13 protein-coding genes and 2 pseudogenes are annotated in these 11,580 nt (G+C 68.7%); 6 read left to right on the plus strand and 9 right to left on the minus strand.

What is annotated here, in order from left to right; all coding sequences use genetic code 11:
• Positions 1-533: 533 nt before the first annotated feature.
• The 7 genes and pseudogenes from NQU54_RS47225 to NQU54_RS47255 all read right to left on the minus strand — a co-directional run bounded on the left by NQU54_RS47225 (position 534) and on the right by NQU54_RS47255 (position 6,003).
• Positions 534-749 carry a hypothetical protein gene (locus NQU54_RS47225; protein WP_257636431.1) on the minus strand — a complete coding sequence of 72 codons (216 nt, stop codon included), beginning with the start codon at positions 747-749 and terminating at the stop codon, positions 534-536.
• Positions 750-787: 38 nt separating this feature from the next.
• Entirely contained in the window at positions 788-2,212 is a 1,425-nt protein-coding gene (locus NQU54_RS47230; protein WP_257636432.1) for an MFS transporter, read from the minus strand.
• Positions 2,213-2,558: 346 nt separating this feature from the next.
• On the minus strand, positions 2,559-2,864 hold the full coding sequence (locus tag NQU54_RS47235; RefSeq protein WP_257636433.1) for an EthD family reductase: 306 nt from the start codon (positions 2,862-2,864) through the stop codon (positions 2,559-2,561).
• Between the two features lie 63 nt (positions 2,865-2,927).
• Positions 2,928-3,701 carry an alpha/beta fold hydrolase gene (locus NQU54_RS47240; RefSeq protein ID WP_257636439.1) on the minus strand — a complete coding sequence of 258 codons (774 nt, stop codon included), beginning with the start codon at positions 3,699-3,701 and terminating at the stop codon, positions 2,928-2,930.
• Between the two features lie 264 nt (positions 3,702-3,965).
• Positions 3,966-4,625, minus strand: a pseudogene (locus NQU54_RS47245) (aldo/keto reductase); the annotation flags it as partial.
• Entirely contained in the window at positions 4,622-5,500 is an 879-nt protein-coding gene (locus NQU54_RS47250; RefSeq protein ID WP_257636434.1) for a helix-turn-helix domain-containing protein, read from the minus strand. The pseudogene NQU54_RS47245 and the gene NQU54_RS47250, both read right to left, overlap by 4 nt.
• Positions 5,501-5,586: 86 nt before the next feature.
• Positions 5,587-6,003 carry an SDR family NAD(P)-dependent oxidoreductase gene (locus NQU54_RS47255; RefSeq protein WP_257636440.1) on the minus strand — a complete coding sequence of 139 codons (417 nt, stop codon included), beginning with the start codon at positions 6,001-6,003 and terminating at the stop codon, positions 5,587-5,589.
• Between NQU54_RS47255 and NQU54_RS49900 the strand changes: the two genes are divergently transcribed.
• The gene (locus tag NQU54_RS49900) at positions 5,911-6,120 is read left to right on the plus strand and encodes a hypothetical protein (RefSeq protein WP_257636442.1); all 210 of its coding nucleotides are present in this window, start codon (positions 5,911-5,913) and stop codon (positions 6,118-6,120) included. The genes NQU54_RS47255 and NQU54_RS49900 overlap by 93 nt on opposite strands.
• Before the next feature lie 167 nt (positions 6,121-6,287).
• Here the strand turns inward: NQU54_RS49900 and NQU54_RS47265 are convergent, their stop codons facing one another.
• Positions 6,288-6,692, minus strand: a complete 405-nt coding sequence (locus NQU54_RS47265; protein ID WP_257636441.1) for a cupin domain-containing protein — start codon at positions 6,690-6,692, stop codon at positions 6,288-6,290.
• A gap of 183 nt (positions 6,693-6,875) precedes the next feature.
• On the opposite strand from NQU54_RS47265, the pseudogene NQU54_RS47270 reads away from it, so the two are divergent.
• The 3 genes and pseudogenes from NQU54_RS47270 to NQU54_RS47280 form a co-directional block, all read left to right on the plus strand.
• A pseudogene (locus tag NQU54_RS47270) lies at positions 6,876-7,139 on the plus strand (hypothetical protein); the annotation flags it as partial.
• Positions 7,140-7,345: 206 nt separating this feature from the next.
• The gene (locus tag NQU54_RS47275) at positions 7,346-8,512 is read left to right on the plus strand and encodes a hypothetical protein (RefSeq protein WP_257636443.1); all 1,167 of its coding nucleotides are present in this window, start codon (positions 7,346-7,348) and stop codon (positions 8,510-8,512) included.
• A 339-nt stretch (positions 8,513-8,851) separates the two neighbouring features.
• A complete protein-coding gene (locus NQU54_RS47280) occupies positions 8,852-9,088 on the plus strand; it encodes a hypothetical protein (RefSeq protein ID WP_257636435.1) in 237 nt (78 codons plus the stop codon).
• A 484-nt stretch (positions 9,089-9,572) separates the two neighbouring features.
• Here the strand turns inward: NQU54_RS47280 and NQU54_RS47285 are convergent, their stop codons facing one another.
• Positions 9,573-10,265 (minus strand): CPBP family intramembrane glutamic endopeptidase, encoded by a 693-nt coding sequence (locus NQU54_RS47285; RefSeq protein ID WP_257636436.1) that lies wholly within the window; start codon positions 10,263-10,265, stop codon positions 9,573-9,575.
• Positions 10,266-10,859: 594 nt separating this feature from the next.
• On the opposite strand from NQU54_RS47285, the gene NQU54_RS47290 reads away from it, so the two are divergent.
• Positions 10,860-11,180, plus strand: coding sequence for a hypothetical protein (locus NQU54_RS47290; RefSeq protein WP_257636437.1), 321 nt, complete (start codon positions 10,860-10,862; stop codon positions 11,178-11,180).
• The coding region (locus NQU54_RS47295) for a 3-methyl-2-oxobutanoate hydroxymethyltransferase (RefSeq protein WP_257636438.1) at positions 11,120-11,580 on the plus strand (461 nt) is incomplete at its 3' end. The genes NQU54_RS47290 and NQU54_RS47295, both read left to right, overlap by 61 nt.

Consider the following 11,580-nt stretch of genomic DNA (forward strand, 5'->3'; position numbering starts at 1 on the left):
CGTCTTCCCCTCAGCGGAAACAGAGTCCGGCCGGCTCCTGAAGCCCAACGACGTGGCCGCCGTCATGGCGCAGCTTCTTGCCGCCCATCTCGCCCATCATGGCTTGAAGGTGACGCAGAGGCATCCGGAGTAGCCACCATGCGCCCAGCTCCTCGCTCAGGCCGAAGGCCACACGAGGACTCGTAGCGCCAGAACCCGTACAGCGGGCCGACGGCAGGGCGATGTGGGACCCTGCTCCGTCCGCGCCGGTGATGAACCACTGTCGTCCGTTGACCAACCAGCTCCCGCAACTCGCGTGGCGGTCGTGGTGAGGGCACCGGCCTGAAGCCGGACGCGCAGCGACTCTCCGCCGGCTGCCTCGACGTCGCCGTCGTGCTTGTCGTCCACGGGCAGGACGTGCTCGGCGATGAGCTCCTCGACGTCGGTGACCAAACTCGCTTGCGACACAGGCTCGGCTTGTTCAGGCATCGTCGGTGGGGGCATCACCGAACTCTCCACTCTGCTCAGGACGGCCTCGCGCCGCTCGTCCGGACTCAGCGGGTGACGACCCCGGCCTGATCGCGGACGGGCGCGGGCATGAAAGGACGCTCGACGACCTCGTCGAGCGCGAGATCTCGCGCCTGACCTCCGCCTGGCGCCCCGGCGTCCCGATGCGCCGCCAGGGCCAGACCGACAGGCAGATCGACCACTCCGTCCGGCTCGACAGCCAGAGTGGTGGTCGCCGGGCGTATGGACCACTCTGTTGACACCGTGCGCCCTCCGTCTCTCACAGCCGGAAGGACAGCATCTACTGATCTCGCACTTGGGAGAGTGCCTTTCCTTCCTTCCCCTCGGGATCGTGTGCGCCGACAATCTTCGCGGGCGTCTCCAAGGACGGGACCCGTTCAGCCCGTAGCGACAGCAGAGAGGAGACGAACAGCAGTACGGCGATAAGGATCGACACCGCGGTGATTGCATGGGTCGACCCGTACGCACCGGCGGCCGCGTAGAAGACGCCGCCGACGATCGCGACCGACAGGGCGGCGCTGATCTGAAGGGTCGCGTTGACCAGACCGCTGGCCAGGCCGGCGAACGCGCGCGGGATGTGGGTGACGGTGATGCGGATCAGCGAAGGCAGGGCGAGCCCCTGACCGAAGCCGATGAGCGCCAGGGGCGCGGCGGCCCACGGTGTCTGGTCGAGTGCGGCGACGAGTCCGGCGAAGGCGAGGAAGCCGATGGTCTCCAGGCACAGGCCGAGAGCGGCGATCCGGCGCGGCATGACCCGCATGAGGTGCGGCACGGTCAGCGGCCCGATCAGGAAACCGATGCCCAGCGGCAGGATGTCCAGGCTCGCCTGGAGCGGGGTGCGGCCGACGGCCTGCTCGTGTTCGGAGAAGATGAGGAAGAACGCGGCGATCGAGTAGAACAGGGCGACCGCCGCCAGGGCGATCCGCACACCAGGCGCAGTGACCGCTCCGGGTGGCACCAGGGGCATGACGCGTCGTCCGCGCGGCCGGTCGCCGCCGAGGGCGGACTCGTAGCGCCAGAACCTGTACAGCAGGCCGACGGCGGCGACGAACAGGACGAAGCACCACCGGGGCCAGCCCAGGGCCTGCCCCTCGAGCAGCGGGATGACGATCCCGGCAAGACCGGTGAAGAGCAGGATGGCGCCGACCCAGTCGAGTTTCTCCGCGCCTCGGGTGTGCGGGTCGTGCAGGAACAGGCTGCCCAGCAGGGCCAGGGCCGCGACGGGCAGGTTGATGAGGAAAATGGCCCGCCAGCCCAGGCCCCAGACATCGGCGGTGACGAGGAGTCCGCCCAGGGACTGGCCGATGACCGCGGCGAGTCCGACGGTCGCACCGTGGAAGCCGAGGGCGATCGTCTGGTCCCGGCCATCGAGGCTTGCGCGGATGAGGGCCAGCGACTGCGGCGCCATCAGTGCGGCGGTGAGACCTTGCAGGATGCGCCCGACGACAAGCAGCCAGGGCTCGCCGGCCGAACCGCACAGCAGAGAGGCAAGGGCGAACCCGACGAGGCCGACGAGAAAGACTCGCCGCTGCCCGTACAGATCGCCGAGACGGCCACCGAGAGTGAGCATCACGGCGTAGGTGGCAGCGTAGCTGGCCACGATCTGCTGGCCCAGGATGTCGCCGCCACCGAGGTCGTCCTGAATCGACGGGATGGCGAGATTGACAATGAAGAAATCCAGTGGCGGCAGCAGCGTGCCGGCCAACAGTGTGACTACGCCTGCCCACGTCCGGGCCGACGCGCTTGATGTCGAAGTCGAAGTCATTACTTGGCCCCGTTCTCGGCAACGACCATATCGGCCTTCTGCTCCCAAGGGGGCCATAAGGGCGTCGGCGGAACGTTGCATCGTTTCGGCGGACACGCCCTCGCGTGCCTGAGTGACGCGGCGCGCGGGTATCTGCCGCCGCTCGGAGTCAGTGAGAGTCGAACCGTCCTGGACCCTCAGCGGAGGTGGTCCGGCAACTGTCGGCGCAGGACGGCGGGATGGGACCAGAAGACTTGGTCCCATCTCGCCGTACCTGACCGAGCACATCAATGTCGAGCTACAGGCTTCAGTAGGTGAAAGGGACACCGCGGAGCCGGATGGGGGTGAGGTCGGTATAGCGAGCAATGTCACTCATCACCGCCTCGCTCTCCGGCGAACTGAACGCCGCGATGGCGGCCTGTTCGTCGCGGAATTCGTTCACCGCTACGACCACAATGTCTCCCTCACCCTTCGGGTAGACAGCGGTGGTGGACTCGAGACCGTACTGTTCCCAGGCACTGCGCACCAGCGGGAGGTGCTGGGACACGAAGTAGTCATGATCGAACCGGAAGTCTTCTCCATTCGACCTGTAGATTACGAAGACGGTTTCCATGAGTTTCCTTTCTCGTCATTCTCGTCCGTGCGGCGGACGCATCCATACGCGGCCGTAGGGTGACTAGGCGGGCAGGCGGCCCATGAAGTCGAGCAGCAGAGCGCAGAAGGCTTCGGGCCGTTCCAGCGGGGCGAGGTGTCCGGCGTCCGAGAGGACGACGACCTCGCCGGCCCCGAGCTCGTCACTCAGGCCCGCTCCGCCTTCGAAGAAGTCGGGCATGTCGAGTTCACCGACGCCGACCAGCGTCGGGACGGTCAGGGCGCGCAAGGCACCCGTGTCCTTGCTCAGCGGGTCCGCCGCCACCTTCGGTTCGCCGAACGTGACGCGCGCGACCAGTTGGTTGCGCATCATGACGGCGGCCTGCGCGCGTACGTCGTCCGATGCCTTCGGCGACGTCCATGCCTCGACACCGGCCTGCACGGCGGCTTCGATGTTGTCGGCTTCCAGCGCGGCCCGCTCCCTGTCCCACGCGGTCTGCAAGCGGGAGGAGGGCGGCAGGTCGTGCGGTCGGTAGCCGATGGACACCAGGCCCTGCACGCGCCAGGGCTCGCTGACGGCGATCTGGAGCGCCACCAGGGCACCGAGCGAGTTCCCGGCGAGGGTGAAACGGTCGACACCGAGGTGGTCGAGTGTGTCCAGCACATCGGCCCAGGGAGTCACCTCGTCGCGCCGGGCCGTAGCGGCGTCGCCGTGGCCGGGCAAATCCATGGCAATGGCCCGGAGGCCGGCCTCGGCGAGCAGGCGAAGGTGTGCCCGCCACATCGTGCGGTCGGCCGGGCGGGCGTGCAGCAGGACGATCGGTCGGCCCTGGCCGGCTTCGTCGAATGGGAGTATCACGGTTGCTTGGTTCTCTCGGAAACAGTGGGTGGTACCGGCAATCCGGTCGATGCGGTGGGGTTCAAGTGAGGCCAGGCTCTGTCCCGTTGCTCTCCGCGGGACGGTTCCCGGGATGGGAGACACGGGCGGCATCACTTCGCAGCGGGTCGCCTCAGCCGCAAGCACCTCGTGCCCGCCTCCCGCACACCACACTAGACGCCGTGAAGTGCCGGGGCCTGGGTGTGCTGCACCCACGTGTCGCCCCGCCACCCGCATGGAACGCCGCAGTTCGTAGACGTAGAGGCGGATTCGGGACGCGGCCAGGTTCTCTTCCAAGTGGGCGACCTTGGACGTGCCGGGTATGGGCAGGGTGGCGTCGAAGCGGTGCAGCAGCCAGGAGAGGGCCACGTTTGACGGGGTGGAGTGGTGCGCCGCGGCGATGTGGTCGACCGGCCCCCGGGGGCGGGCCAACTGGCCCGCGGCCACGGGCGCCCAGCGGGTCGACGCGATGGAGCTGGAACACGTCGATCTGCTCCAAGCCGAGCCGGCGCAGACTCAGCAGCGCCTCCTGGCGGAGGTACTCCGGGCGACCGACCGGCGGCCAGGCCCTGGGTCCGAGGCGTACCAGCTCGTCTCCCCGCCTGATGATGTCCGGGCCGTTGCGCGTCAGGCCCGTCTTGGTCGCGATCAGTACATCGTCCGGGTGGGATGGATGGCCTCCCGGATGACCTCCTCACTGATGTAGGGCCCGTAGGAGTTGGCGGTGTCGATGAGCTGCACGCCGAGTTCGACGGCACGCCGCACGACACGCACGCACTCGGCGCGATCCTCGGGCTCGCCCCGTATCCCGAGCCCGGTCAGCCGCATGGCGTCGAAGCCCAGGCGAGCGATCTTCTTCCCGGCGATCTCGTAGGTGCCCACGCTGTCGGCGAGGGATGTGTTCATGATCGGGTGTCATCTTTCTCCAGAGCCTTCTCCTGGTCGGGGTTCTCGGGATCGGTGGCTGCCTGCTCGGCCAGACGGCGCAGGAGGACCAGGCCGTCGTGGCTGGCGCTGCCGGGTTCGGCGCTGTAGACGGACAGGTGCTGCCCAGGGGCGCTGGCGACCGCCAGTGTCTCGAAGTGCAGCCGCAGTTCTCCTACCCGTGGGTGCACGAGATGCTTCTCCTCGCGGGTCCGCGGACGCACCTCGTAGCGAGCCCAAAGGTTTGCGAACGCCGGGCTGCGCAAGGCCAGTTCGCCGACGACACGCTCGATGTGCCCGTCCGCGGGGAACTGCGAGGACGACGCCCGCAGATTGCTTACCGCGAGCCGCGACGCGGCGTCCCAGTCACCGTAGAAGTCCCTCGCGTACGGGTCCAGGAAGATCATGCGCAGCAGGTTGTCGTACCGGGCGAATCCGCGATAGAGCTCCCGCGCCATCGCGTTCGCGCCCAGGATGTCCTGCGCCGCGCCGACCAGGAAGGTCGGCACGTCCGGCATGCCATCCATCAGCCGCGTCAGCTCTGGAGCGACGGTCAGCGACGTGGCCGCCCTCGCCCCGAACACCGGCAGACCGAGCCGGAACAGATGCGCGGCGGCAGCGTCATCCAGCCGCAGTGCACAGGCGATCGACCGCAGCACCTGGTCGGACGGATGCCGTTCCCTGCCCTGCTCCAGCCGGATGTAGTAGTCCGTACTCACCCCTGCGAGCAGCGCCACCTCGTCGCGCCGGAGCCCCGGCACCCGCCGCGGACCGTCCTCGGGCAGACCAGCGTCCTGCGGCCGGACCAGTGCCCGTCGGGCACGCAGATAGTCACCGAGCTTGTTCTCACTGTCCACACCTACGACGGTAATGCGGGCCGACTCCCGGGGCGTGGGTGCTGTGCACCCACGCTGGCCGAGCAGACGCTCCGGCATCGCGCCGGTCAATCCTGCTGCTCCGTCGGTCGGACCAGGAGCACACGGCCCGGGATGCTGCTGACCAGGACGAGGGGGGTGTCTTTGCGGGGGCCGTCGGCCGCCGCCTCGAGCAGGTGCGGGGCAGCCGCGTGGGCGGTGTACATGAGCCCGAGTGTGTTGAGTTCGATCATCCGGCGCCAGTCGGTCGTGTCGGCGCCCGTGATCGGTCCGAGGATCATGACGCCCGCATTGGCCACCACGGTGTCGACGCGGCCGTACGTCTCGACGGTGCGGGCGACGGAGGCGTGGGCCTGCCCTTCGTCCGTGATGTCGGCGCTCACGGCCAGAGCGTGGCCACCAGTGCTTTCGATCTTTCCGACGAGTGCGTCGAGACGGTCGGCCCGACGGGCCACGACGGTCACACGTGCACCGAGAGCGGCCAGCGCGAGCGCGGTGCCCTCGCCGATTCCGCTACTGGCCCCGGTGACCAGGGCGACTGTGCCGGCGCCGCCGAACTCCTGGTGGCCCGCCGACAGAGCCGGGACCATCCGCAGCGGTGACGGCCGTCAAAGCCGTCACAGGCTGACGCATCACCCGTGCTGTGCACCGCGGTCGCGGCCGCGCCGCGTGCGTCTCGCACCCGCGCCGTGCGGCGTCCCGCCCGGTCCCCCGCACCGCCGGATCCGGCGTCTTCTCACCACCCACGGGCATGACCGGGCGGCGGGGCCTACTCGAAGTCGCAACCCGGGTTGGGGGCGTCCTGCGACAGCGGGGCGCCGTGCGGAAGGACGTACAGCACGTCGAGGACGACATCGGCCTTGCCGAGGTTGCGGCCGATGTGCACGCGGTTCGCGCCCGAAGGCTCCGCGAGGGTGCTGCCGGCCCCGTACACGCCGTCGGACTCGCAGTCCGAGTCGAAGTGGCTCAGCGTGCCGTGCTGAACGAGGCCGTAGAGGGTGCCGTCGTGGTAGTGCCAGCCCGTGCTCTGGCCCGGAGGGACGGTGATCCGGCGAAGGACGTAGTCCTTTCCGCCCACCGTGGTCTGGGCGATGATCGTGCCCGACACACCCGGACCGGCGGGGGTGGCGAACGCCGTGCCGGCGCCGAGGGACAGACCGACGACGGCAGCCATCGTCGTTCCCAGCCGCAGCAGGTTCTTGCGCAATGTGGTCATACCTTTCGAGTCATACCTTTCGAGGCTCTGGCGAGGTCGCGGGACCAACGAGAAAGACAGAACGTTCATTCTTTTTCGTAGTGTGTATGAAGGGGGCTCAGACGTCAATACCCAACGTTCTACTGAGAGTTCGGCGGCTTCATGAGGCCGACCGACGCGGGGAACCGCTTTCCAGTCGTACTGCTTCCAGCCGTCGAACAGCGCGCGCATGCCGTCCAGCTCGACGCCCTGGGCCGCGTCAGTTTCGGACTCCGGAAGCCGGGTGAGGTCGAGACGCTGCGTCGTTTCGTGGGCCGCGACCGCGAGATCGCACAGCTCCGCGCCGCGGCGGCCACGCCGGGAGTGCTCTGCGCGCACGGGCCCGGTGGCGTCGGCAAGAGCGCGCTGCTCGACCTGCTGGCCGATGTCGCCGAGCGGGAAGGCATTTTCACCGTCCGGGTCGACTGCCGGGACATGCCGCCCGTGCCGGACGTGCTGCCCGACGCCGACCTGCACCGCCGGTTCGCCGCAGGCATGCTCTCCCGCATCCATGCGACACCGAACGAGCACCAGCGGCTGAAACTGGTCGCGGACTCGATCGTGCTCGGTGCCGCCAGGTCGCGGGTCCCGGCATGCACCGGTTCCCTGAGCACCATGTCGCGTGGACCGAGGCGGTGTCCCGATGTGCCGCGTACTTTGACGTACCGGAGTCGTGGCTGCCCGGTGTCCTGTTCCTCGACTTCATCGAGCGCACGGCGGTACTCGTACGCTGGCCGGAGCCGGAGCGCCCCGACTTCAGCCTCTACCATCTGTGCAAACAGATCGCCGGGGACCTCGGCCACTCCCGCCGCGCAGCTGAACTCCGTGAAGAGAAAAAGCAGCTTGAACGGGAGACGGAACGGCTGGAACGGGAAACGAGGTGGCTGGAACGGGACGCTCACGGCTACGGAGATGACGATACAAAGGGCCTGGAAATCTTCCAGGCCGGGTTGAAGGACCGTCTCGACAAGCACATGGGTCCCGAACTCCGCGCCCAGTACGAGGGCTTGGACAGGCATCTGGAGATGGTATCCGCCGCCGATCCCGAGCTGGTCAGCAACTGGCGGGCGAGACTGGCCGCGCTGCTCTCGTCGGGAACCGTCGACGAGTCCATACGGCACCTCCTTGCCATGGCGTGGCACGTGCGCGCCACGCACCGCCAGCACGACTGGCGCCGCCTGTCCACCAAAGTGGTCAAGGTCCTCGATGCGACGAACGAAGCCCTCGGCGTGAGCTTTCAATGGTCCTTCAAATCGGAGGACCCCCTCGCCAGCGCCATCCGGTTACTCGCGGATCGTAAAGAGAAGGCTCACGCCAAGCGAGATACGAAGGTCCAACAACTGCGTGAAGTGCGAGACCGACTACGCCACACGCGCAACCGGCTTGATGCAGTCCGCGTCGAACTCGACCGCGTCACGTCGCAGATTGAGGCGGAAGACAGCATCGCAGCCGCCACCCAGAAGGCGGCACGACGTCTCATGGGCGCGACGGAGACCGAAACCCATCAGGGAAGCGGCGGGCTTGAGGGATACCGACTCCTGGATATCCGGCCACTACCGGAGGCGGAGCCCTCACAACAAGCGCCGAGCAAGGCGACAGGCAGCGCGAACACCATCTCCGGCGGCACTTTCCACGGCCCCACCGTCCAGGCCGGCGACATCTCCGGCGGAGTACACTTTCACCACCCGACTCTCGGCGCCTCCCTGCACCGGATATGGCAGAAGTTGGGGCGCCGGTCGACCGGGGACGAAGAGCAGTAGCCGTCACGTCATCCAAAGCTGAGGGAGCGCCCTCTCCGCGGGTGGCGCGGCGATCCGCTCCAGCGCCCCCACGACCAGCACGAGCACCCCGAAACAACATCACACCAGCGCCCTGACCAGCTACTTCAAGATGGCGCAGCTTCACTGCGGGTGTGGCGTGGCTGGTCGGCACAAGAGGCGCGACGATGTACGTGGGCATGCACCGACCGGGCCCAGGGGCGTCGGTGGAGCTTGGACGTACCTGGCTTTCGCGTGGGGAGCCCGCCACCGCCCCAGACGGTGGAGCCCGCTGCGGTGGCGTGAAGGGGCCACCCTGTTGGTCCACAGGAGAGGCTGGAGATGGCTGAGAACGAAGCGTCCAAGCGCGCTATCGGGTACGAGCGGATGGCGCTCGGTTGGGCGAAGAAGGCTCAGGAGGGACACGCTGGCGCGGCGGAGCTTGCCCAGACGTTCGCCACGCCGGCAATGGCCGCGCGGATGGAGCACATGCAGTGGCACATGCGGGCTCTCGGCGACCAGCTCGAAGACGTGAAGAAGTCGATGGACAATCTCCGCCGCAAACTGCTCGAACGGTGATGACCTTGAGGTACGGCCACCAGCGGGTGCGGTCGTCCACGGTGGGGCGGTGAGCGACAGGCACCCCATTGAGATCACTGACGAGATGCGCCAGGCCATGGACACGGCCCGGCGGCAGGAACTGAAGGAGGACCTGCGCGCCCTCGCTGCCAATATCCGGGCCGACGCGGAAGACCGGTGCGCAAGCGTGGAGCCAGGGTGGCAGGCCGGAGTCGGGTGGACGCTGCCCCCAGGCCGGTGGACTCGCCCAGCGGCTCCAGCTTCGGCACCGTGATCCACGGCTCCCCCTTACGGGTGGTGACCTTCACCCCGCACGCCGAGCCGCGCGGCCGACACCCGGTCCATCCGGTCCACCCGGCCCAGCCAGCTGTCGCTGCGCCCCGCCGGTGACCCCGGTCCCGGCCCGTATGTCGCCTCCCTGACGGCTGGGGACGCCGGACACCACACCTTGACGGCACCGGCCGGCACGGTGGCACTCGGCCGGTCAGCGAAGGAGCGGCACCAGCACGATGGTGATGAAATCCAGGCAGAAGTGCATCACGATCGGTGCCACAAGACTTCGGCGCCATAGATAGACGATGGCGAAGACCACGCCGGTCACCCCGACGGTCAGCACCCCCGCGCTGCCTTCGTAGCCGTGACCGATGGAGAAAACCACCGACGACAGCAGCACGGCTCCGGAACGGCTTCGGAGCAGGCGCGTGAACCGCAGCAAGAGATACCCACGGAAAATCGTCTCTTCGGCGACCGCGACCACCGCCACGAGGACCACGGCGAGCAGCAGTGTGCCGAACCGAGGTGCGGGCACCAGGCCCGTGGGGAGTGTCCGTGGTCCGGACAGGTGCGCGGTTCGAAGGGCGGCGTTCAGCGCTGTTACGCCGATCAGCACCGGCACCGAGAGAACGACCCCCAGGATGATCTCCCGCCCGACGGTGCGGCGGACCCAGCCGATGGCCGCGACGGACTGCCGGGCGCGGGCCAGCAGAAGCAGGATCAGGGCAACCAGACCCGCATCGCGCAGGATGGTCGTGGCGGCGACCAAGGGGAACGGCAAGGCGCCCTGGCCGACCGCGAGAAAGGACAACGCCATCGACGGCAGGATGAGCAGCAGGAAGACGGCCGTCTCGGCAAGCTCCTGACGGCGGGTCAGGCCCTTGACGGACGGCTCATCCTGCATACGGGCTCCCCGTGTACGCATCCCGGCCCGGCGAAGATCTCTTCGAGCACGCCGTGATGGTCGTGCGGCCCCGCAGGATGACCGCTCAACCCAGTCTGGCACCGAACCACCGCTGTCGCCTCCGCGGACCGGTCACGGCCCCGAGGGCGAAGGAGGCAGGCCCCGCTCGCCGGGGTTCGGCCTGGCGCCCCCCGTCGAGCGACGGCAGGATGGACGGTGGATCGTGTACCGGGCTGCGGAGCGGGCGGAGGCCGGTGGTTCATCCGTGGCGGAGGCGGTCGACGGTGGCTCGTGGACGCTTGCGGATGTCCCTGGGGGCCGCCCCCGGGTGTGGGGAAGTCCTACGGGGCCGCTGGCCAGGTCATAGCGAGCCCGGAGAGCTGCCGGAACCGCCGGCAGGCCGAGGTCGCCTGCGAGAGGCTCGCCTCCGACCGGCGGCGTTCCGAGGCGTTGCAGGTGGCCGCGCGATCTGGAACCGGAGGTCGCGGCCGCTCGGCGGGCGGCGAATCGGTTGCGGGACCGCGGGACTCCTCGTACCGGGCAAGGAGTGGTCCGCGCTGTACGACCAGGTGGTGCACGCCGTGGCCCGGGTGGGTGGCCTGGCAGGTGATCTGGTGGATCTGGAGCCACCTGCACACCGCGGCGCTCGATGTGTTCCTTCGGCCGGTGGATATGGTCGAGGTGCTGGCGGTCGCCCGCGACGACCTCGGCCCGGGTGGCCGCGAGCCGACCGTGGAACTGTCCGAGGATCTCCCGGACGTACTCGGTGATGCCGCGCTGCTCACTCGGGTCGTGACCAATCCGGTGGCCTATGGCTGCGGCGCAGTCCCGCCGGTATGCCGCCGGAGGTGGCGGTGGGCGCACTGCTCCTGCTCGTACGCACAGTGTCCGGTGCCGCCCGCCGTGCGGTCGTGATCGCGGACCTGCCGTTCGGCTCGTACGAGACGTCCGCAGAACACTGCTCCCAGACAGTGGTGCGGTTCATGAAGGAGGCCGGCGCGCACGCGGTGAAGCTGGAGGCCGGCGAAGAGATGCTGCCGCAGGTGGAGCTGCTGACCCGCTCCGGGATCCCGGTCATAGCGCACATCGGTTCATCCCGCAGTCCGAGCACAGCCCCCGGCGGCTACCGGGTGCGGGGCCGGGGTGGGGACGCGAAGGGGCTGGTGTCCGCGGCGACGGCACTGGAGGCGGCTGGCGACGTCGAGGCCGTCGAGGGCAAGGTTCACCCAGCCGACGTCGTAGTCCGACAGCGCGTCGACGACGAGGAGGCGTTCCTCCGGCTGCCACAGTGCCGGGGCGCGTATCGAGTCGTGCT

The organism is Streptomyces malaysiensis subsp. samsunensis, from assembly GCF_024519315.1.
In the GTDB taxonomy this organism is placed as follows: domain Bacteria; phylum Actinomycetota; class Actinomycetes; order Streptomycetales; family Streptomycetaceae; genus Streptomyces; species Streptomyces malaysiensis.

Bases quoted from the DNA above. Each gene is read 5' to 3' on its own strand.
- NQU54_RS47235 (WP_257636433.1), bottom strand. From the start codon at position 2,864: ATGGAAACCGTCTTCGTAATCTACAGGTCGAATGGAGAAGACTTCCGG.
- NQU54_RS47265 (WP_257636441.1), bottom strand. From the start codon at position 6,692: ATGGCTGCCGTCGTCGGTCTGTCCCTCGGCGCCGGCACGGCGTTCGCC.
- NQU54_RS47275 (WP_257636443.1), top strand. From the start codon at position 7,346: ATGCACCGGTTCCCTGAGCACCATGTCGCGTGGACCGAGGCGGTGTCC.
- NQU54_RS47280 (WP_257636435.1), top strand. From the start codon at position 8,852: ATGGCTGAGAACGAAGCGTCCAAGCGCGCTATCGGGTACGAGCGGATG.
- NQU54_RS47285 (WP_257636436.1), bottom strand. From the start codon at position 10,265: ATGCAGGATGAGCCGTCCGTCAAGGGCCTGACCCGCCGTCAGGAGCTT.